Genomic DNA, 19,516 nt, shown 5'->3' on the forward strand with positions numbered 1-19,516 from the left:
ATGGACGCGGTGCGGTTCCTGCTCGATGGAAAGCTGCTGGAACTGGATGCGGTGGACCCGACCGCCAGCGTGCTCGACCTGCTGCGCTACCGGCTCGGCCGCACCGGCAGCAAGGAAGGCTGCGCCGAAGGCGATTGCGGCGCGTGCACGGTGCTGGTCGGCGAACTGGCCGGCGCCGATGGCGAAGAGCGGGTGCGTTGGCGCGCGCTCAACGCCTGCATCCTGTTCGTGCCGATGCTCGACGGCAAGGCGCTGCTGACGGTGGAGAGCCTGTCGGCCGGGGGTGCGCTGCATGCCGTGCAGGAGGAACTGGTGCAACGCCACGGCTCGCAGTGCGGCTTCTGCACGCCGGGCTTCGTGATGTCGCTGTACGCGCGCAGCATCGGCGCGCTGGGCACCGCGCAGGCAGCGCTGGCCGATGTGATCGCCGGCAACCTGTGCCGCTGCACCGGCTATGGCCCGATCCTTGACGCCGGCGCGGCGGTGCCGCTGGCGCCGCGCGACGACGCGGCCACGCTCGCCGGCCTGCGCGCGCTGCGACGCCACACCGCGCTGGCGCAAACGCATGCCGATGCGGCCGCCGACCGCGTGCGCCGCAGCACGGCGCCGCGCAGCGCCGACGCGCTGGCGGCGTTGCTGCTGGAACGCCCCGACGCGCGCCTGGTCGCCGGCGCGACCGACGTCGGCCTGTGGGTCACCAAGCAACAACGCGTGCTCGACGACGTGGTGTTCATCGGCGACATCCCCGAGCTGCGCCAGTTGCACGACACGCCCGACGGACTGCGCATCGGCGCCTGCGTGCGCTACAGCGAGGCGCAGGCCGCGCTGGCGGCGCTGCACCCGGCGCTGGGCGAACTGCTGCGGCGCATCGGCGGGACCCAGGTGCGCAATGCCGGCACCATCGGCGGCAACATCGCCAACGGCTCGCCGATCGGCGACATGCCGCCGGCGCTGATCGCGCTCGGCGCCAGCCTGACCCTGCGCCGCGGCGATGCGCGGCGCACGCTGCCGCTGGAGGACTTCTTCCTGGTCTACGGCCGCCAGGCGCTGCTCCCCGGCGAGTTCGTCGAGCACGTGGACGTGCCGCGTCCGCCGGCGGACACGCTGTACCGCGTGGACAAGCTCAGCAAGCGTTTCGACAGCGACATCTCCGCGGTCTGCGGCGCGTTCGCGCTGCGCCTCGCCGACGGCACGGTGACCCAGGCGCGCATCGCCTTCGGCGGCATGGCCGGCATCCCGCAGCGCGCGCACCGCGCCGAACAGGCCTTGCTCGGCCAGCCATGGAACGCGGCCACGGTCGAGGCCGCCGCGGCCACGCTGGCGCAGGACTTCAGCCCGCTCGGCGATGCGCGCGGTTCGGCGGGGTATCGCCTGGCGGTCGCGGCGAACCTGCTGCGGCGGCTGTGGATCGGGCACGCGCATCCGCACGAGCCGCTGTCGGTGCTGGCAGTGGAGCTGGTCGATGGCTGACGGTCCGGTCGCCGCCGCGTCGCCGCCGCAGGTGCATCGTTCGCTGCGCCACGACAGCGCGCAGGCGCACGTCAGCGGCCAGGCGCGCTACATCGACGACCTGCCCGAACCGCCCGGCATGCTGCATCTGGCGTTCGGCCTGAGCGAACACGCGCATGCGCGGCTGCTGCGCGTGGACCTGGCGCCGGTGCGCGCGGCGCCGGGCGTGGTGGCGGTGTTCGCCGCCGCCGACATTCCCGGCGAGAACAATGTCGGCCCGGTCGCGCACGACGATCCGCTGTTCGCCAGCGAGGACGTGCTCTATCACGGCCAGCCGCTGTTCGTGGTCGCCGCCGACAGCCATGCCGCGGCGCGGCGCGCGGCACGCCTGGCGCGGGTCGAGTACGCGCCGTTGCCCGCGCTGTTGAGCATCGCCGAGGCGCGCGCCGCCGGCGCGGTGCTGGAACCGGCGCAGCGCATGGCGCGCGGCGGCGACGTCGATGCCGCCCTGGCCGCGGCGCCGCGGCGCTGCGGCGGCGCGCTGGAGATCGGCGGGCAGGAGCATTTCTACCTGGAAGGGCAGATCGCCGTGGCCCTGCCCGGCGAACAGGGCCAGCTGCATGTGCTGTCCTCGACCCAGCACCCGAGCGAGGTGCAGCACCTGATCGCGACGCTGCTCGGCCTGGGCAGCGCCGACGTGACCGTGGAAGTGCGGCGCATGGGCGGCGCGTTCGGCGGCAAGGAGACCCAGGCGGCGGCGCCGGCGGCGGCCTGCGCGCTGGTCGCCGCGCTGACCGGCCGCCCGGCCAAGTTGCGCTACGACCGCGACGACGACATGCGCATCACCGGCAAGCGCCACGACTTCCAGGTCGACTACAGCGTCGGCTTCGACGACGACGGCCGCATCCTGGCGCTGCGCCTGGAACTGGCCTCGCGCTGCGGCGCCACCACCGACCTGTCGCTGGCGATCAACGACCGCGCGATGTTCCATGCCGACAACTGCTACTGGCTGCCGGTGGTGGAGATCGTCTCGCACCGGTTGCGCACGCACACCGTGTCCAACACCGCGTTTCGCGGCTTCGGCGGGCCGCAGGGCATGCTGGCGATCGAACGGGTGCTGGACGCGGTCGCCGCCGCGCTGGGCCGCGATGCGCTGGCGGTGCGGCGGGCCAACCTGTACGCGGCGCCTGACCGCAACGTCACCCCCTACGGCATGACCGTGGAGGACAACGTCGCGCCGGCGCTGATCGAGGAACTGGCCGCGCGGACCGATTACGCCGCGCGACAGGCGGCGGTGGCGGCCTTCAACGCGCGCCACCGGGTGTTGAAGAAAGGCCTGGCGCTGACCCCGGTGAAGTTCGGCATCAGCTTCACCACCACCCATCTCAACCAGGCCGGCGCGCTGGTGCTGGTCTATGCCGATGGCTCGGTGCAGCTCAACCATGGCGGCACCGAGATGGGCCAGGGGCTGATGATCAAGGTCGCGCAGATCGTCGCCGACGTGTTCGGCATCGACACCGAGCGCGTGCGCATCACCGCCACGCGCACCGACAAGGTGCCCAACACCTCGGCCACCGCGGCGTCCTCGGGCACCGACCTCAACGGCATGGCCGCCTACAACGCGGCCAGCGAGATCCGCGCGCGCCTGGCGGCGCTGGCCGCCGAGCGCGGCGGGGTGGCGCCGGAGCAGGTGCGCTTCGCCGCCGGCAAGGTCGTCGCCGGCGGCCTGGAACTGGACTTCGGCGCGCTGTGCCGGCAGGCGCACATGGCGCGCATCTCGCTGGCGGCCAGCGGCTACTACGCCACGCCGAAGATCCACTACGACCGCGCCAGCCACCGCGGCCGCCCGTTCTACTACTTCGCCTACGGCGCGGCGCTGAGCGAAGTGGTGATCGACACGCTGACCGGCGAGCACAGGGTGCTGGCGGTGGACGTGCTGCACGACGTCGGCCGCTCGCTGAACCCGGCGATCGACCTGGGCCAGATCGAGGGCGGCTTCGTCCAGGGCATGGGCTGGCTGACCACCGAGGAACTGGTCTACGACGCGCACGGCCGGCTGCTGACCCATGCGCCGTCCACCTACAAGATTCCCACCGCCAGCGATCGCCCGGCGCGGATGGACATCCGCCTGTGGCAGGCCGGCCGCAACGAAGAGGCGACCATCCATCGCTCCAAGGCGGTCGGCGAACCGCCGCTGATGCTGGCGATCTCGGTGTTCTCGGCGCTGACCCAGGCCGTGGCCGCGGCGGTGCCGGGCGCCGGCGTGCCGGCACTGGACGCGCCGGCCACGCCGGAACGGATCCTGGCCGCGATCGCGGCGGGCAACGCCGATGCGCGCTGACTGGAGCCTGCACGCCGAAGCGGCGCTGGCGCGCGGTGCGGCCGCGCTGGTCACGGTGCTGGCCACCGCCGGTTCGACCCCGCGCGAGGCCGGCACGCGCATGCTGGTGAGCGCCGACGGCAGCATCGGCACCATCGGCGGCGGCGTGCTCGAGTGGCGCGCCTGCGCGCTGGCGCGCGAACTGCTGGCGCAGCCGCCGGGCAGCTGGCGGGTGCAGGACTACACGCTCGGCGCGCCGGCGCGCGCGCTGCGCTGCCGCGGTGCCTGCGCGAACTGCGCGGGACACGCCCAGGCCGACGACCTGCTCGGCCAGTGCTGCGGCGGCCGCGTGCGCCTGTTGCTGGAACGGCTGGATCCGGCCTGCAGCGACTGGCTGCGGCAGGCGACGCTGGGGCGCACGCTGTCGACCCGGCTGCAGGAGGGCCGCATCGAGCACCGCATCGGCGATGCGCCGCCGCAAGCGCTGTCGCTGCGTGCGCCGGCGCCCACGGCCGGCGCGCTGTTGCTGCAGGCGATCGGCCCGCGGCGTACGCCGCTGTCCCTGTTCGGCGCCGGCCACGTCGGCATCGCCATCGCGCGTGCGCTGCACGGCCTGCCGTTCGCGCTGGACTGGTCCGATTCGCGCGCGGAGCTGGCTGCTGCCGCCGGCTCCGCGCATCTGCACGAATCCGCGATGCTCGCGCGCGCCGGCGCCGCATCGGACGACGCGCTGCTGCTGATCCTGACCCACGATCATGCGCTGGACTACCGGCTCACCGCCGCGGCGCTGGCCGGCCGTGCCGGCTTCGTCGGCCTGATCGGCTCGGCCTCCAAGCGCGCGCGGTTCCTGTCGCGGCTGCGCCACGACGGCCTGGGCGAGGCCGCGCAGGCACGGCTGACCTGTCCGATCGGCCTGCCGGGGATCGAGGGCAAGGCCCCGGCGGTGATCGCGGTGGCCGTGGTCGCGCAGCTGTTGCTGCGCACATCGGCGTTGGCGGCGCAGCGTTCGATTGCGGATCAGGCGCAGGGCGACGCGCTGCCGCTGCCCCGGGCCGTGCTCGCCGCACGCTGACCTCGCCCTTGTAGGAGCGGCTTCAGCCGCGACGAGCGAAGTGGGGAAGCTCGACTTCGGACACAGCCTGTCGGGGCTGAAGCCCCTCCCACAGGGCACCCAGCCGGCTGTCCGAAGGCGCATGTAGGAGCGGCTTCAGCCGCGACAAGCGAAGTGGGAGAGGCTCGACTTCGGACACAGCCTGTCGGGGCTGAAGCCCCTCCTGCAGTGCACCAGCCGGCTGTCCTAAGGCGAATGCAGGAGCGGCTTCAGCCGCGACGAGCGCGGCGGTGTTCTTTCCGATGCCGGAAAGCGCCGTGACCGAAGTCCTCCCGCAGTGCACCGTGCCAAGGCTGGAATGGGGCCGGGGCCGGAAGCCCCTCCTGCGCGACGCCTCGCCGCTGTAATACTGCCTGCCAGGCCAGCGCAGCCGCACGATGCGGCCGCGCCGACACCACCCGCCGTTACGGCAGGCCGGCCAGCCAGTCGTCGTCGGAGCCTTCGTTGATGTCGGCGAACAGCGGCGTGGAGAAGTAGCGCTCGCCGGTGTCGGGCAGCATCGCCAGGATCACCGAGCCGGGCGTGGCGGTCTCGGCCACGCGCAGTGCGGTGGCCACGGTGCCGCCGCCGGAGATGCCGGTGAAGATGCCTTCCTCGGCGGCGAGGCGGCGCGACACGGCGATGGCGTCGGTGTCCTCCACGCTCAGCACTTCGTCGTAGACCTCGCGGTTGAGCACTTCAGGCACGAAGTCCGGAGTCCAGCCCTGGATCTTGTGCGGCTTCCACTCCTGGCCCTGCAGCAGGGCCGCGCCGGCCGGCTCGGTGGCGGTGATGCGCACGTCCGGGCGCGCCACGCGCAGCACTTCGCCGACGCCGGTGAGGGTGCCGCCGGTGCCCCAGCCGCTGACGAAATGGTCCAGCCGGCGCCCGGCGAAATCGCGCAGGATCTCCGCGGCGGTGGTGCTGCGGTGGTAGGCCGGGTTGGCCGGATTGGCGAACTGGCGGGCCAGGAACCAGCCGTGCTGCTGCGCCAGTTCCTCGGCCTTGCGCACCATGCCGCTGCCGCGCTCGGCGGCCGGGGTCAGGATCACCTTGGCGCCGAACGCGCGCATCAGCTTGCGGCGCTCGATCGAGAAGGTCTCCACCATCGTCGCCACGAACTTGTAGCCGCGCGCGGCGGCGACCATCGCCAGGGCCACGCCGGTGTTGCCGGAGGTGGCCTCGACGATGGTGTCGCCGGGCTTGAGCAGGCCCTTGGCCTCGGCGTCGAGCACGATCGCCAGCGCCAGGCGGTCCTTGACCGAGCCGCCGGGGTTGAACGCCTCGACCTTGACGTACAGGCTCACGTGCGCGGGCGGCAGGCGGTGCAGCTTGACGATCGGGGTGTGGCCGATGGTGTCGAGGATGTTGTCGTAGATGGCCATGCGCAGGGTCTCCGGGAAGGTGTGCGGGTCAGGCGGCGTGGGCCAGGGTAGGCACGGCCGGCTTCGGGAAAGGTGAGGGCGGCGCCGGCAGCGGTGCGGCGCCGAACCAGTGCAGGCCGGTCGCCAGTGCGGCCACTTCGCCCAGGATCAGCAGTGCCGGCGAGCGCACCTGGTGCGCGCGGGCGGTGTCGGGCAGGTCGGCCAGGGTGCCGACCACCACCCGCTGTTCCGGGCGCGAGCCGTTCTCCACCAGCGCGAACGGGGTGTCGGCGGCGCGCCCGGCGCGCAGCAGGCGCTCGCGCACCGTGTCCAGCCCGGCCACGCCCATGTACACCGCCAGGGTCTGCCGTTCCTGCGCCAGCGCGGCCCAGTCCAGCGTGTCGAACGATTCCTTGCAGTGCGCGGTGACCAGGCGCAGCGACTGCGCATGCTCGCGGTGGGTGAGCGGGATGCCGGCATAGGCCGCGCAGGCCAGCGCCGCGGTGATGCCCGGCACCACCGCGTAGGGCACGCCGTGCGCGCGCAGGCATTCCAGTTCTTCGCCGCCACGGCCGAACACGAACGGGTCGCCGCCCTTCAGCCGCACCACGCGGCGCCCGCGCCGCGCATGTTCCAGCATCAGCGCGTGGATCTGCTCCTGGCGCACGCTGTGGCCGCTGGCCGACTTGCCGACTTCGATCCGCTCGGCCGTGCCCGGCAGCAGGTCCAGGATCGCGGCGCTGACCAGGCGGTCGTGCAGGACCACGTCGGCGCTGCGCAGCGCGTGCAGCGCGTTGAGCGTCAGCAGCCCGGGATCGCCGGGGCCGGCGCCGACCAGGGTCACCGTGCCGGGGCGGATCGGCTGCGCCTGCGGCGCCCCGGCGGACGCGCCGTTGCCGTCGCCGGCGGCGTCGGCCGCCGTGGTGGCCGCCAGCGGATCGGCGGCGCCAGGCGCGGCCTGCGCCAGTACCCGCTGCTCGGCCGCGGCCTGCAGCGCCTGCCGGTTCACCGCGGCGGCATCGCTGGCGGCGATCACGTACCACACCGCGTCCAGCCAGGCAGCGTCGAAGCTGCCGCGCAGCCACTGGATGCGCCCGGCATCGGCCCAGGCCTGCAACGCCGGGCTCAGCGCCGGCGCGCCCAGCCGCGGCGCGGCGCCGGCGGCGAGCAGCGCCTGCACCTGGCGCTCGGCGGCGGCGCCACCGCCGACCACCAGCACGGGCCGCTCGCGCAGATCCGGGTACAACGCAATCGGGGCAGGACTCACGGCGGCGGCAGCGCAGGAAGGAGGTGGGAGGGGTGACCGTAGCGCCGGCTTATAGCCTCCGGAAATGACTTCATGCCTCTACCAGATAGCTTTCGGTTATAAGGTGGAAGGCCCATTTCCACTACAGTCGTGGCTGCTTCCATTCGGCGGCGCCTCGCCCTCGTTCCGATGACGCTGACCCAACTCCGCTACCTCGTCGCCATTGCCGACGCCGATCTCAACATCACCCTGGCCGCGGCGCGCGTGCACGCCACCCAGCCGGGGCTGTCCAAGCAGCTCAAGCAACTGGAGGACGAACTCGGCTTCCTGCTGTTCGTGCGCAAGGGCCGCAGCCTGGAAACGGTGACCCCGGCCGGCCGCGAAGTGATCGAGCGCGCCCGCGCGGTGCTGGCCGAGGCCAACAACATCCGCACCTACGCCGCCAACCAGCGCCGCGAGAGCCAGGGCCAGCTGACCCTGACCACCACCCACACGCAGGCGCGCTTCGTGCTGCCGCCGGCGGTGGCGCAGATCAAGCTGGCGTATCCGCAGGTCAGCGTGCACCTGCAGCAGGCCGCCGAGAGCGCGGCGCTGGACCTGCTCAGCCAGGGCGATGCCGACATCGCCATCGTCAGCACCGCCGGCAGCGAGCCGGGCGCCGGCATCGCGGTGCCGCTGTACCGCTGGCGGCGGCTGGTGCTGGTGCCGCGCGGGCATGCGCTGGACGTGCCGAAGCGGGTGCCGGACATGGCCGCGCTGGCGGTGCAGCCGCTGATCAGCTACGAATCCTCGACCCGCTCCGGCTCCTCGCTGCAGCGCGCCTTCAGCCGGCTCGGGCTGGAGCCGAGCATCGCCCTGACCGCGCTCGACGCCGACCTGATCAAGACCTACGTGCGCGCCGGCCTCGGCGTCGGCCTGCTCGCGGAAATGGCGGTGCATGCCGGCGACACCGACCTGCGCGCCTGGCCGGCGCCGCCGGAGATCCCCGAATGCATCGCCTGGGCGGTGCTGCCGCGCGACCGCGTGCTGCGCGACTACGCGCTGGAGCTGGTGCACGTGCTGGCGCCGCAGATCGACACCCGCGACCTGCGCCGGGTCATGGAAGGCAACCAGGAACCGGACTGGCCGACCCCGCCGAGCTGGGAAGAGCTGACCCAGACCATCACCAGCTGAGCCGCCGCGCGACTGCCGCCGAGCCGCCGCGCCACTGCGTCTGCGCCGGCCATCGCTGGTCGTGGCGCGGCTGCCGCCGCGCTGCGGCCGATCCGTCGGCGCGCCCGCCGCCATGCCTCGCAACCGGACCGCGCGCGGGTGCCGCCGCCGCGCATCGCCTGCGGCGTTTGCCATCGCTGCGCCAGGCCGTTACGGTGCGCGACCTCTTCTCCACTACAAGGATGTCCATGCACCCCGTCCTCCAGCAGAACCTGTTCTTCGTCAAGGAGCAGGTCGGCATGTTCAAGGCCGCCAACAACTACGACGTGTTCGATCCGCAGAGCAACCAGAAGGTGCTCGAATGCCGCGAGCCGAACCTGGGCCTGTTCACCAAGATCTTTCGTTTCACCGACTACAAGCGCATGACCCCGTTCCAGGTCGAGGTGCGTACCCCGAACGGGCAGAAGGTGCTGACCGTCAAGCGCGGTTTCTCGCTGTTCCTGTCCAAGGTCGAGGTGCTGGACGAGCACGATCGCCTGGTCGGCTCCTTCAGCCAGAAGTTCTTCTCGATCGGCGGCAAGTTCGACGTGCTCGATGCGCGCGAGAAGCTGGTGTGCACGCTGCGCGGCAAGTGGACCAGCTGGGACTTCCGCTTCGTGCAGGGCGAGCGCGAACTGGCGCGCGTGGCCAAGAAGTGGGCCGGGCTGGGCAAGGAGCTGTTCACCTCGGCCGACAACTACATGCTCGCGATCGAGAACGCGGTGCCGGCCGAGGACGACGTGCGCATCCTGATCATGGCCGCGGTGCTGTGCATCGACATGGTGCTGAAGGAATAACCCGCATCGCCGCGCGCGCCGCGACGGGCGCGCGGTGCCGCCGCGCTCAGGCGTTCGGCGGGCTCGCCAGCGGCAGCGTCACCGAGAAGCGGCTGCCCTGGCCCGGGCGGCTGCGCACCTCGACGCTGCAGCCCAGCGTCTCGGCGGTGCGGCGCACGATCCACAGCCCCAGGCCCAGCCCTTCGCTGCGCGGATCGGCCTGGCGGAAGGCCTGGAACAGCGTGCGCAGGCTGTCGCCGTCCATGCCGATGCCGCTGTCGATGATCTCCACCACCACCCGGTCGCCCCGGCGCCGGCAGCCGATCAGCACCGAGCCGTGCTCGGTGTACTTGACCGCGTTGCCGAGCAGGTTGCCGATCAGCGTGGCCAGCAGCGTGGCGTGGCTGCGCACGCGCAGCGTGGTCGGCACGTGGCGCAGCCGCAGTCCCTTGGCCGCGGCCTGCGGCCGCCAGGTGTCCAGGATCGGGCCGAGCAGGTCGGCCAAGGCCACTTCGGCCAGTACCGGCAGGCTGTGCTCGCCGCCGGCGACCGCGCTGGCGGCCAGATCGTCCAGGCCGGCGGAGACCTGGTTCAGCGCCTTGCGCGCGTCGTCCAGCGGCAGGCCGCTGGACGGGTCGAGCTGGCGCTGGACCTTGGCCAGGGCGTAGGCGGCGGTGCGCAGCGGGGTCTTCAGGTCGTGGCCGGCGATGGCCAGCAGGCGGCTGCGGTAATGGTTGGATTCCTGCGCCAGGGCCAGCGCCTTGCGCAGTTCCAGCTGCGCCATCGCCTGCCGCGCCAGCGCGCGCAGCGCTTCGATCTGTTCGTAGGTCAGCTGCCGCGCGCGTCGGTCGAGCACGCACACGGTGCCCAGCGGCAGGCCGTCGGAGGTCTTGAGCAAGGCGCCGGCATAGAAATGCAGGCGTTCTGCGCCGGTGACCAGGGGATTGGAGGCGAAGCGCGGGTCCTCGCGCGTATCCGGCACCAGCAGCAGGTCGTCCTCGAGCAGCGCGTGCGCGCACAGCGAGGTCGCCAGCGGGGTTTCCCTGGTGCCCAGGCCGATCTCGCTCTTGAACCACTGCCGCTCGCTGTCGATCAGGTTGACCACCGCGATCGGGGTCTGGCAGATCATCGCCGCCAGGCGGGTGATGTCGTCGAACGCCGGCTCGCGCGGCGTGTCCAGGACCGCGTAGCTGTGCAGCGCATCCAGGCGCAGCGCCTCGTTGCGGGGCTTGGCGGCGCAATAAACGGGGCTGGCGGCGGTTTCGACAGGAAGCATGCGGCACGGCCCAATTAATCAGCGCCACAGTCTAGGGTACGGATCACAGTTTTTGACGACGCCGCGTTCACGCCGGCGCAACGGTCGCGGCCGGCGCGGCGCCGGACGCCGCGGCCAGCGTCCCGGTCCCGGGCAGCCGCTCGCTGTAGCGATCCACCAGGTACGGCGCCAGCTCGCGGGTGAGCAGGGTGAACTTGACCAGTTCCTCCATCACGTCCACCACCCGTTCGTAGTAGGCCGACGCGCGCATCCGCCCGGGCGTGTCGAATTCCTGCCAGGCCTTGGCCACCGACGACTGGTTGGGGATGGTCAGCATGCGCATCCAGCGGCCGAGCACGCGCATCTGGTTGAGCGCGTTGAACGACTGCGAGCCGCCGGACACCTGCATCAGCGCCAGGGTCTTGCCCTGGGTGGGGCGCAGCGCGCCCTGGCTGAGCGGGATCCAGTCGATCTGCGCCTTGAGCACCGCGCTCATCGCGCCATGCCGTTCGGGCGAAGACCAGACCATGCCTTCGCTCCACAGGGCCAGGTCGCGCAGTTCCTGCACCTTCGCGTCGCTGTCGGGCGCGGCGTCGGGCAGCGGCAGGCCGGCGGGATCGAACAGGCGCGTTTCCGCGCCCATCGCCTGCAGCAGCCGCGCCGCTTCCAGCGCCAGCAGCTTGCTGTAGGAGCGTTCGCGCAGGGAGCCGTACAGCAGCAGGATGCGCGGCGGATGCGCGGCGCGGACGGCGGTCAGGGCCAGCGGATCCGGGCGCACGAACGCGGCCGGGTCCAGGTTCGGCAGGTCGGACAGGTCAACCGACACGGCGGCCGTCCGCATCGATCAGCGGTTCGCCGTCTTCCTTGGCGAAGGCGCCGCGCTGCGGCGAGGGCAGGATCTCCAGCACCGTCTCCGATGGCCGGCACAGGCGCGTGCCCAGCGCGGTGACCACGATCGGCCGGTTGATCAGGATCGGGTGCTGCAGCATCGCGTCGAGCAGTGCGTCGTCGCCCAGCGCCGGGTCGTCCAGGCCCAGTTCGGCGTAGGGCGTGCCCTTCTGCCGGATCGCCTCGCGCAGCGGGATGCCCAGCGCCGCGATCAGCGCCTGCAGGGTGGCGCGGTCCGGCGGGGTCTTCAGGTATTCGACCACGGTCGGTTCCGCGCCGCTGTTGCGGATCAGTCCCAGGACATTGCGCGAGGTGCCGCAGGCGGGGTTGTGGTAGATCGTGATGGGGCTCATCGGAGGACTCGGTGCGCTAGGGAAGGCGAGGCTTACGGGCGTTTCGCGGGTTTTCGCGCGGCGGCGGGCGCCACCGCGGCGGGGAGGGCGCAACTGCCGCCGCCGCAGCAGTTCTCGGTCAGGAACCCGATCAGCGCTTCCATGCGTGCGTAGTCGGCGCGCAGCCGGATCACCCGGCCCTGGCGTTCGTCGGCGATCAGGCCGGCGCCGCGCAGCGCGTGCAGGTGCGCGGTCAGCGTGGCCGGCGCCAAGCCCAGCGCGGCGCGCAGTTCGCCCACCGCCATCCCGTCCGGCCCGGCCTGGACCAGGGCGCGGTAGGCGGCCAGGCGGTGCGTGTGCGCCAGCGCGCGCAAGGCGGCGACAGTGTGGTCGGCGTGCATCGTTTCGATAATTCCAGAAATTACGAAATGAGGCAAGCCGCTGCGGCCGACATGGGCAGCGCAGTGTCCCGTCGGATGCGACGCGGCCAGGCGTGCCCGGGCCGGCGATGCGCGCCGAACACCGCGTGGCGTGCGGCCGACAGGGCTGCGTTGCCGAAGGTGCCGTGCGATTCGCTCGCCGCGTCGCCTGCCGTCGCAGTTGCGGGGGCGAGCCGGCGGATGGCGATCGCGGTCGGCCTTGGCGGCCCGCGATCGGCGGCCGTTGCGCGCGACCGGGATGCGCGCTTATGTCGCGTTGGCGCGGCGCGGGGCCTCGACTAGACTGCGGCGGTGATCCGTCGCCGCCGCCCGATGTCGCTCTGGGGAACGCTCGCCATGCTGGCGATCGTGCTGATGCTGGCTGCGCCGTTGCTGAGCCGCTGGCGGCAGGCGCGCTCCGGCGACTGGGCCGCTGCCGCCGCCGGCGCGCTGTGCACCAGCCGCGGCCTGCAATCGATCCTTGCGTTGCCGGCCGTGTCGTCGCCTGCCCACGCCGGCGCCCACGACGATGGCGGCATGCCGCACGAGCAGGCATGCGACTACTGCCTGCTGGCCGCGCGCCTGCTGCCGTTGCTGGCGCTGGTGTTGCTGGTGTTGCCCTGGTTGCGCCAGCGCGCGCCGCTGGCCGCGCCGCGCCTGCCGGCGGTGGGCGCGGACCTGTGGCGTGCGCATCCTGCACGCGGGCCGCCCGCGTTCTCCTGAAACACGATTGAGCGGTCCCTCGTGCCGCGGCGTCGCCGCGGCACGTCTTCGTGCTGATGGAGCCATCGATGATCCGTTTCCTTTCCGTGCCGCGCATGGCGGCGTACGGCTGCGTCTGTCTCGCGGCCAGCGTGACCGCGCCGGCGCATGCCGCCGACAGCGGCGTGCAACCTCCCGCCGGCGATTCCGCCCTGACCCTGGGCAAGGTCCAGGTCAACGCCGACCCCCTGGCGGCGCCGGCCGCGCGCAGCGTGCTGAGTTCCGTGGACATCCTCGGCGGCGACCTGCTGCAGGACCAGCACGTGGACTACAGCTGGGAGCTGCTGATGCGCGCGCCGGGCGTGCAGGTGACCCAGTTCAAGATGGGCACCGACGCCGGCCGCTTCTCGTTCCGCGGCTTCAACGGCGAAGGCCGGGTCAACGCGGTCAAGCTGCTGATCGACGGCATTCCCAGCAACGACAACGCCGGCGGCATGCCGTACCTGGATGCGGTGTTTCCGCTGGACATCGCCGCGATCGAGATCGTGCGCGGCACCAACGATCCGCGCTACGGGCTGGACGCCATCGCCGGCAGCGTCGATGTGCTGACCCGCAGCGGCGGCAACGACGGCCGCGCCAGCATCACCGCCGGCAGTTTCGGCACCCGCGAGATACAGGCCAGCCAGGGCATCGAACGCGGCGGCTGGAGCCAGAACTATTTCGCCGCCTGGCGCGACAGCGACGGCTATCGCGACCATGCCGACGCGCGCAAGCGCGCCTTCGCCGGCAAGTGGTTCTACACCGCGCCGGATGCGCGCTGGCGCGCCGGGCTGAGTGCGCGCTACTACCGCAACGCGGCGCTGGAAGCGGGCTATCTGGATTACGCCAGTGCGCAACGCGCGCCGCGCAGTTCGCCGGACTATGCGCGCGACGATCGCAGCGAGCGCCAGACCGGGCAGGTGAGCCTGCATCTGGACGCGCAACTGGCCGATGCCGTGCAGGGCAGCGCCAAGCTGTACTGGAATCGCTACCAGAACCAGCGCTGGGTGCGCTTCACCGCCGCCGGCGCGCAGCAGGAGCGCGATACCGACGAGACCCAGCGCGGTTTCCTGGCCAAGGCCAGCTGGCGTCCGGAGGTGGACTGGGCGGCGTCGTTCGCACTGGAAGGCGGCATCGACGGGCAATGGCAGGACAACACCTCGCAACGCTATCGCACCGTGGCGCGGGTCCGCACCGCGCCGTTGCGCGACTGGGATTTCGACCTGGACACGCGCGGCGCCTACGTGCAGGCGGTGATCCGCCCGGTCGAGCGCCTGCAGCTGGTGCCGGCGTACCGCGTGGACTGGGTCGACGGCAGCTTCCGCGACCGGCTCGGCGGCGCGCGCTACCCGGCCTACGCCTACGGCGCGATCCGGCAGCCCAAGCTCAGCGCGGTGTTCGCGCTGACCGCGCAGGCCAGCGCCTACGCCAACATCGGCCGCACCTTCCAGATCGGCAGCGGCAACGGCGCCTACCGCAGCCAGCCCGGCAACCTGGCGCCGTCGTACAACGACGGCTGGGAAGCCGGGTTGAAGTTCGCCGACGCCAAGCGGCTGGATGCGCGCATCGCCTACTGGGAGCAGCGCGCGTCCGACGAAGTGGCGACCATCCTCGGCGTCAACGGCACTGTCGGCAGCGGCGAGGTCGGCAACGTCGGCAAGACCTTGCGCCGCGGCTGGGATGCGCAGTTGAACCTGCGCCCGGACGAGGGCTGGACGCTGTGGCTGGCGTATTCGCGGCAGCGCGCGGTCATCGTCACTCCCGACCCGAGCGCGCCGGCCACGCGCGGCAAGGAGATCGAGAACGTGCCGCACTACCTGGCCAGCGCCGGCATCGACTGGCAGGCCACGCCGCGGCTGAAGCTGTCGGCCTGGGGCAATGCGCAGGGCGACTACTACGTGGAGCGCAGCAACACGCTGGGCCGCTATGGCGGCTATGCGCTGGCCAACGTCGGCGCGACCTGGGCATGGCGCGCGCAGCGCGAGCTGTCGCTGCAGCTGAAGAACCTGAGCGACCGCCACTACGTCTACGCCTGGTACGACAGCGGTTCGTCCGGCTACTCGCCGGGCGACGGCCGCGCGCTGTACGCCAGCCTCAGCTGGGGCTGGTGATGGCCGCGCCGAGTGCGGCCGCCGCGGCGCCGGCGCGGTTCTACCGCGCGGTGTGGCGCTGGCATTTCTACGCCGGCCTGCTGGTGCTGCCGCTGCTGGCCTGGCTGGCGTTGACCGGCGCCGCCTTCGTCTACCAGCAGCCGATCGATGGCTACTTCCACCGCGCGCTGAAGACGGTCGCGGTACCGGCGCAGGCGCAGCCGGCTGCGCCGCAACGGCTGGTCGCCGCGGCGCTGGCGGCGCAGCCGGGGCAGGCGCTGCGCTATGCCACGCCGGCGCGACCCGACGCATCCGCGGAAGTGACCGTGGGCACGGCCGATGGCCGCCGCGTGGTGGTGTACGTGGATCCGTACCGGGCGCGGGTGCTGGGCCGCTTGCCCGAGCACGGCACGGTGGCGTGGACGATCCGCCGCCTGCACAGCCTGGCCCTGGTCGGGCCGTGGGCCAGCGCGCTGATCGAAGTGGCCGCCGGCTGGGCGATCCTGCTGGTGCTGACCGGGGTCTACCTGTGGTGGCCGCGCGGCCGCGGCGGCGGCGTCAGTCGCGTGCGCGGGCGGCCGCCGCAGCGCGTGTTCTGGCGCGACCTGCATGCGCTGACCGGCAGCGTGGTCGGCGCGATGCTGCTGTTCCTGGCGCTGACCGGGATGCCGTGGTCGTGGTTCTGGGGCGAGCAGGTCAACCGCCTGATCAACGGCCATCACTACGGCTATCCGGCCGGCCTGCGCGTGGACCTGCCGATGTCCACGCAGCGCTTGCGCGACGAGGACGTGCCGGCCTGGTCGCTGCGCCAGGCGCGCTTGCCGCAGTCGCAGCTGCCGCAGGCTGTGTCGATGCCGATGCCGATGCCGATGCCGATGCCGATGGCTACAGTCGCGCCTGTTGCGGCAGGCGCGGCGGACAGTGGCGACGACGTGCACGCCGCGCATGGCGGCATGGCGATGGAGGCGCTGCCGCCTGCGGCACCCGGCGCGATCGGCCTGGACGCGGCGGTGGCGCGGTTCCAGGCGCGCGGCATCGCCGCCGGCTACAGCGTGGCGCTGCCGCGCGGGGTGCGCGGCGTGTACACCGCGTCGGTGTATCCGCCGGACCTGGCGCAGCAGCGGGTGATCCATCTCGACCAGTACAGCGGCAAGGTGCTGCTGGACATGCGCTACGCCGACTACGGACCCATGGCGAAGGCATTGGAATGGGGCATCAACGTGCACCTGGGACAGCAGTACGGCATGTTCAACCAGCTGCTGTTGATCGCCTCGTGCCTGGGGATCCTGCTGCTGTGCGTCAGCGCCGCGCTGATGTGGTGGAAGCGCCGGCCGGCCGGCGGGTTGGGCGTGCCGCCGTTGCCGGCGGAGCGGCGTACCTTGCGCGGTGTGCTGGCGCTGTTGGCGGTCGGCGGCATGCTGTTCCCGCTGGTCGGGGTGTCGCTGCTGCTGATGCTGGCGCTGGATTGGTGGTGGGTGCTGCGGCGCGAGTGAAGTGGCGCGGCTGGCAGGCGTCGTTGAGCTTGCCGAATGCACTGCAGGAGGGGCTTCAACCCCGACAGTTATCCGATGCCGGAAGGTTCATCGCTTCGCTCGTCGCGACTGAAGTCGCTCCCACAGGGACTTGCGGCTCACTTGCTGGGTGCACTGTGGGAGGGACTTCAGTCCCGACGGTGTCCGAAGTCGGAAGGTTTACTACTTCGCTCGTCGCGGTTGAAACCGCTCCTACAGGAGGCGGTGCGAGGTACCTGCTGGGTGCACTGTAGGAGGGGCTTCAGCCCCGACGGTATCCGGCGGTGGAGCGTCCTGCCTCAGACGTCGTCGTGGATCCCGCACTCGCGCTTGAGGCCGAAGAAGCGGGTGTCTTCCTCGCGCATGCCCGGTTCCCAGCGGCGGGTGGTGTGGAAGTCGCCGATCGAGACGTAGCCTTCTTCCCACAGCGGGTGGTAGGGCAGGCCGTGCTGCTGCATGTACTGCCACAGGTCGCGGTCGCTCCAGTCGGCGATCGGGTTGATCTTGTAGCGCTCGCCGCGCTTCTGCACGAACGGGGTCTGCGCGCGGCTGTCGGACTGGCTGCGGCGCAGGCCGGTGAACCAGGTGCCGACCTTCAGTTCGTCCAGCGCGCGGCGCATCGGCTCGACCTTGCGCAGGTTGTTGTACTGCTCGATGCCGACCATGCCCTGTTCCCACAGGCGGCCATGGCGCGCTTCCATCCAGGCGCGGCTGACCAGCGGCCGGTACACCTTGAGGTTGAGCTTGAGCTTGTCGGTGAGCGCGTCGGCGAAGCGGTAGGTCTCGGCGAACAGGTAGCCGGTGTCGATCAGGATCACCGGGATGTCCGGCAGCTGCTGGGTCAGCAGGTGCAGCGTCGCCGCCGATTGCGCGCCGAAGCTCGACGACAGCGCGGCCTCGGCCGGTCCGTGTTCGAGCGCCCAGGCCACGCGCTGCGGCGCGGTCATCGGCGCCAGCAACGCGTTGACCGCGTCGAGGTCCAGCGCGGCGACCGGCGCGTTGGCGGAGTCGTGGTTGGCGGAGGCGGGCAGGGCGCTCATGCGTGCAGTTCCGAAGGAATGAGGTGGCGGTGGGTGGGATAGGCGGGCAGGTCGACCAGGCCGCTGCGGTGCAGGAAGTCGCCGAAGCCTTCGCCGCTGTCGCGCTCGCCGGCGTAGCGCGCGAACAGCGGGTCCAGCGCGTCGAGGATTTCCGGCTCGGTGATGTTCTCGCGGTACAGCGTGTTCAGGCGCTGGCCGCGGTGATCGGCGCCGAGCATCAGGTTGTAGCGGCCGGGCGCCTTGCCGACCAGGGCGATCTCGGCCAGGTACGGCCGCGAGCAGCCGTTCGGGCAGCCGGAGATGCGCAGCAGGATCGGCGCCTCGCGCAGTCCGTGCCGGTCCAGCAGCGGCTCCAGCTTGCCGGCGAAGTCGGGCAGGTAGCGTTCGGCCTCGGCCATCGCCAGGCCGCAGGTCGGCAGCGCCACGCAGGCCATCGCCGCGCGCGCCAGCGCGGTGCGCGCCTGGTTGCCGGTGTCCAGCGCATGCGCGCGCACCAGGGTGTCGACCGCATCGCGCTGCGCGGCGGGAATGCCGGCGATGACCAGGTTCTGGTTCGAGGTCATGCGGAAGTGCGCGCCATCGCCATCGCGCCGCAGCAGCTCGGCGATCTCGCGCAGCCCGCTGAGGTGGCGCGCGCCAGCGTCGTGGTCGGCGATGCGCCCGGCCGGCAGCGACAGGGTCAGGTGCGCGCGGCCGTCCTCGCCTTCGCTCCAGCCGTAGCGGTCGCCGTTGTGCTCGAACGCGAACGCGCGGGTCGGCTGCAGCGCGATGCCGGCGCGGCGCTGGATCTCGGCGACGACGGTGTCCAGGCCATGGTCGTCGATGGTGTACTTGAAGCGTGCGCGCTTGCGCAGCGTGCGGTTGCCCAGATCGCGCTGGGTGGTGACCACCGCGGTGGCGACGTCGAGCAGCTGATCGCGTTCGATGAAGCCGATCACGTTGGCCACGCGCGGGTAGGTCTCGGCGTCGCCGTGGGTGGCGCCCATGCCGCCGCCGATGCTGACGTTGTAGCCGGCCAGCGCGCCGTCGGCATCGAGCACGCCGATGAAGCCGAGGTCGTTGGCGAACACGTCCACGTCGTTGACCGGCGGCAGCGCGAAGCCGATCTTGAACTTGCGCGGCAGATAGGTGTCGCCGTAGATCGGCTCCTGCTCCTGGCCGCTGCCGACCACCTGCTCCTCGTCCAGCCAGATCTCGTAGTAGGCGCGGGTATTGGGCAGCAGGTGCTCGGACACGCGCGCGGCATCGGCGTACAGCGTGGCATGCGCGCGCGAGGCCAGCGGGTTGGCCGCGACCTGCACGTTGCGGTTGACGTCGCCGCAGGCGGCCAGGGTATCGATCAGCGCGGCGTTGATCGCCTGCATCGTCGTCTTCAGCTCGCGCTTGATCACGCCATGGAACTGGAACGCCTGGCGGGTGGTGACGCGCAGCGAGTGGTTGCCGTAGGTGGTGGCGATGGCGTCGAGCTTGAGCCACTGCTCTGGCGTGATCACCCCGCCCGGCGTGCGCGTGCGGATCATGAACTGGTAGGCCGGCTCCAGCTTCTGCCGGCGCCGCTCGTCGCGCAGGTCGCGATCGTCCTGCTGGTAGCTGCCGTGGTACTTGATCAGCGTCTGGTCGTCCTCGCGCAGCGCGCCGGTGACCGGATCGGCCAGGCTCTGCAGCAACGACCCGCGCAGGCGGCGGCTTTCGGCCTTGATGTCTTCGACGTTGCTCATCGCGGGATTCGGGAGTCGGGATTGGGGATTGGCAAAGCAGGAACGGAAAGGGCGGCCCGGCGACACGAAGACCGTGGGAGCCGGCG

At 71.9% G+C, this 19,516-nt stretch carries 16 protein-coding genes; 8 read left to right on the plus strand and 8 right to left on the minus strand.

Translation table 11 applies throughout. The features are described 5' to 3' along the window. The 3 genes from xdhA to xdhC are packed head-to-tail and all read left to right on the plus strand — an operon-like array spanning position 1 to position 4,841. Positions 1 to 1,470 (plus strand): xanthine dehydrogenase small subunit, encoded by a 1,470-nt coding sequence (gene xdhA / locus AB3X10_RS05485; protein WP_369979746.1) that lies wholly within the window; start codon positions 1 to 3, stop codon positions 1,468 to 1,470. Beyond that, a complete protein-coding gene (gene xdhB / locus AB3X10_RS05490; RefSeq protein ID WP_369979748.1) occupies positions 1,463 to 3,790 on the plus strand; it encodes a xanthine dehydrogenase molybdopterin binding subunit in 2,328 nt (775 codons plus the stop codon). The genes xdhA and xdhB overlap by 8 nt, the downstream gene beginning before the upstream one ends. Next, a complete protein-coding gene (gene xdhC / locus AB3X10_RS05495; protein WP_369979750.1) occupies positions 3,780 to 4,841 on the plus strand; it encodes a xanthine dehydrogenase accessory protein XdhC in 1,062 nt (353 codons plus the stop codon). The genes xdhB and xdhC overlap by 11 nt, the downstream gene beginning before the upstream one ends. A 443-nt stretch (positions 4,842 to 5,284) precedes the next feature. Here the strand turns inward: xdhC and cysK are convergent, their stop codons facing one another. Together cysK and cobA are read right to left on the minus strand one after the other, a co-directional pair. Then, positions 5,285 to 6,244, minus strand: a complete 960-nt coding sequence (gene cysK, locus AB3X10_RS05500; RefSeq protein ID WP_369979752.1) for a cysteine synthase A — start codon at positions 6,242 to 6,244, stop codon at positions 5,285 to 5,287. 28 nt (positions 6,245 to 6,272) lie between these two features. Continuing rightward, positions 6,273 to 7,490, minus strand: coding sequence for a uroporphyrinogen-III C-methyltransferase (gene cobA, locus AB3X10_RS05505; protein WP_369979754.1), 1,218 nt, complete (start codon positions 7,488 to 7,490; stop codon positions 6,273 to 6,275). Between the two features lie 168 nt (positions 7,491 to 7,658). On the opposite strand from cobA, the gene AB3X10_RS05510 reads away from it, so the two are divergent. Further along, a complete protein-coding gene (locus AB3X10_RS05510) occupies positions 7,659 to 8,642 on the plus strand; it encodes a LysR family transcriptional regulator (protein WP_369979756.1) in 984 nt (327 codons plus the stop codon). A 227-nt stretch (positions 8,643 to 8,869) separates the two neighbouring features. Beyond that, positions 8,870 to 9,457 carry a phospholipid scramblase-related protein gene (locus tag AB3X10_RS05515; protein ID WP_369979757.1) on the plus strand — a complete coding sequence of 196 codons (588 nt, stop codon included), beginning with the start codon at positions 8,870 to 8,872 and terminating at the stop codon, positions 9,455 to 9,457. A gap of 46 nt (positions 9,458 to 9,503) precedes the next feature. On the opposite strand, the gene AB3X10_RS05520 is transcribed toward AB3X10_RS05515, so the two are convergent. The 4 genes from AB3X10_RS05520 to AB3X10_RS05535 all read right to left on the minus strand — a co-directional run bounded on the left by AB3X10_RS05520 (position 9,504) and on the right by AB3X10_RS05535 (position 12,312). Further along, positions 9,504 to 10,712, minus strand: coding sequence for a sensor histidine kinase (locus AB3X10_RS05520; protein WP_369979758.1), 1,209 nt, complete (start codon positions 10,710 to 10,712; stop codon positions 9,504 to 9,506). Between the two features lie 67 nt (positions 10,713 to 10,779). After that, complete coding sequence (gene arsH / locus AB3X10_RS05525) at positions 10,780 to 11,532, minus strand: arsenical resistance protein ArsH (protein WP_369979760.1); 753 nt, start codon at positions 11,530 to 11,532, stop codon at positions 10,780 to 10,782. Further along, positions 11,507 to 11,932, minus strand: coding sequence for an arsenate reductase (glutaredoxin) (gene arsC, locus AB3X10_RS05530; RefSeq protein WP_369979762.1), 426 nt, complete (start codon positions 11,930 to 11,932; stop codon positions 11,507 to 11,509). Before arsC ends, arsH begins: the two co-directional genes overlap by 26 nt. Positions 11,933 to 11,964: 32 nt before the next feature. Continuing rightward, a complete protein-coding gene (locus tag AB3X10_RS05535; protein ID WP_369979764.1) occupies positions 11,965 to 12,312 on the minus strand; it encodes an ArsR/SmtB family transcription factor in 348 nt (115 codons plus the stop codon). Between the two features lie 330 nt (positions 12,313 to 12,642). Here AB3X10_RS05535 and AB3X10_RS05540 point away from each other — a divergent pair, with 330 nt between their 5' ends. The 3 genes from AB3X10_RS05540 to AB3X10_RS05550 all read left to right on the plus strand — a co-directional run bounded on the left by AB3X10_RS05540 (position 12,643) and on the right by AB3X10_RS05550 (position 16,654). After that, positions 12,643 to 13,053, plus strand: coding sequence for a DUF2946 family protein (locus AB3X10_RS05540; RefSeq protein ID WP_369979766.1), 411 nt, complete (start codon positions 12,643 to 12,645; stop codon positions 13,051 to 13,053). A 68-nt stretch (positions 13,054 to 13,121) separates the two neighbouring features. Then, positions 13,122 to 15,182: a TonB-dependent receptor gene (locus AB3X10_RS05545; protein ID WP_369979769.1), complete on the plus strand. Its 2,061-nt coding sequence runs from the start codon at positions 13,122 to 13,124 to the stop codon at positions 15,180 to 15,182. Next, positions 15,182 to 16,654 carry a PepSY-associated TM helix domain-containing protein gene (locus AB3X10_RS05550; protein ID WP_369979771.1) on the plus strand — a complete coding sequence of 491 codons (1,473 nt, stop codon included), beginning with the start codon at positions 15,182 to 15,184 and terminating at the stop codon, positions 16,652 to 16,654. Before AB3X10_RS05545 ends, AB3X10_RS05550 begins: the two co-directional genes overlap by 1 nt. A 317-nt stretch (positions 16,655 to 16,971) precedes the next feature. On the opposite strand, the gene AB3X10_RS05555 is transcribed toward AB3X10_RS05550, so the two are convergent. Together AB3X10_RS05555 and cysI are read right to left on the minus strand one after the other, a co-directional pair. Continuing rightward, on the minus strand, positions 16,972 to 17,712 hold the full coding sequence (locus AB3X10_RS05555) for a phosphoadenylyl-sulfate reductase (RefSeq protein WP_369979773.1): 741 nt from the start codon (positions 17,710 to 17,712) through the stop codon (positions 16,972 to 16,974). Beyond that, entirely contained in the window at positions 17,709 to 19,430 is a 1,722-nt protein-coding gene (gene cysI / locus AB3X10_RS05560) for an assimilatory sulfite reductase (NADPH) hemoprotein subunit (RefSeq protein WP_369979775.1), read from the minus strand. The genes AB3X10_RS05555 and cysI overlap by 4 nt, the downstream gene beginning before the upstream one ends. Positions 19,431 to 19,516: the final 86 nt, after the last annotated feature.

It is taken from the genome of Xanthomonas sp. DAR 80977, from assembly GCF_041240605.1.
Taxonomy (GTDB): domain Bacteria; phylum Pseudomonadota; class Gammaproteobacteria; order Xanthomonadales; family Xanthomonadaceae; genus Xanthomonas_A; species Xanthomonas_A bundabergensis.

Coding starts and splice junctions, on each gene's coding strand:
- xdhA (WP_369979746.1), top strand. CDS start 1: ATGGACGCGGTGCGGTTCCTGCTCGATGGAAAGCTGCTGGAACTGGAT.
- AB3X10_RS05515 (WP_369979757.1), top strand. CDS start 8,870: ATGCACCCCGTCCTCCAGCAGAACCTGTTCTTCGTCAAGGAGCAGGTC.
- cysI (WP_369979775.1), bottom strand. CDS start 19,430: ATGAGCAACGTCGAAGACATCAAGGCCGAAAGCCGCCGCCTGCGCGGG.
- AB3X10_RS05555 (WP_369979773.1), bottom strand. CDS start 17,712: ATGAGCGCCCTGCCCGCCTCCGCCAACCACGACTCCGCCAACGCGCCG.
- xdhB (WP_369979748.1), top strand. CDS start 1,463: ATGGCTGACGGTCCGGTCGCCGCCGCGTCGCCGCCGCAGGTGCATCGT.
- AB3X10_RS05510 (WP_369979756.1), top strand. CDS start 7,659: ATGACGCTGACCCAACTCCGCTACCTCGTCGCCATTGCCGACGCCGAT.
- AB3X10_RS05520 (WP_369979758.1), bottom strand. CDS start 10,712: ATGCTTCCTGTCGAAACCGCCGCCAGCCCCGTTTATTGCGCCGCCAAG.
- AB3X10_RS05535 (WP_369979764.1), bottom strand. CDS start 12,312: ATGCACGCCGACCACACTGTCGCCGCCTTGCGCGCGCTGGCGCACACG.
- arsH (WP_369979760.1), bottom strand. CDS start 11,532: ATGCGGACGGCCGCCGTGTCGGTTGACCTGTCCGACCTGCCGAACCTG.
- AB3X10_RS05550 (WP_369979771.1), top strand. CDS start 15,182: ATGGCCGCGCCGAGTGCGGCCGCCGCGGCGCCGGCGCGGTTCTACCGC.
- AB3X10_RS05545 (WP_369979769.1), top strand. CDS start 13,122: ATGATCCGTTTCCTTTCCGTGCCGCGCATGGCGGCGTACGGCTGCGTC.
- xdhC (WP_369979750.1), top strand. CDS start 3,780: ATGCGCGCTGACTGGAGCCTGCACGCCGAAGCGGCGCTGGCGCGCGGT.
- cysK (WP_369979752.1), bottom strand. CDS start 6,244: ATGGCCATCTACGACAACATCCTCGACACCATCGGCCACACCCCGATC.
- arsC (WP_369979762.1), bottom strand. CDS start 11,932: ATGAGCCCCATCACGATCTACCACAACCCCGCCTGCGGCACCTCGCGC.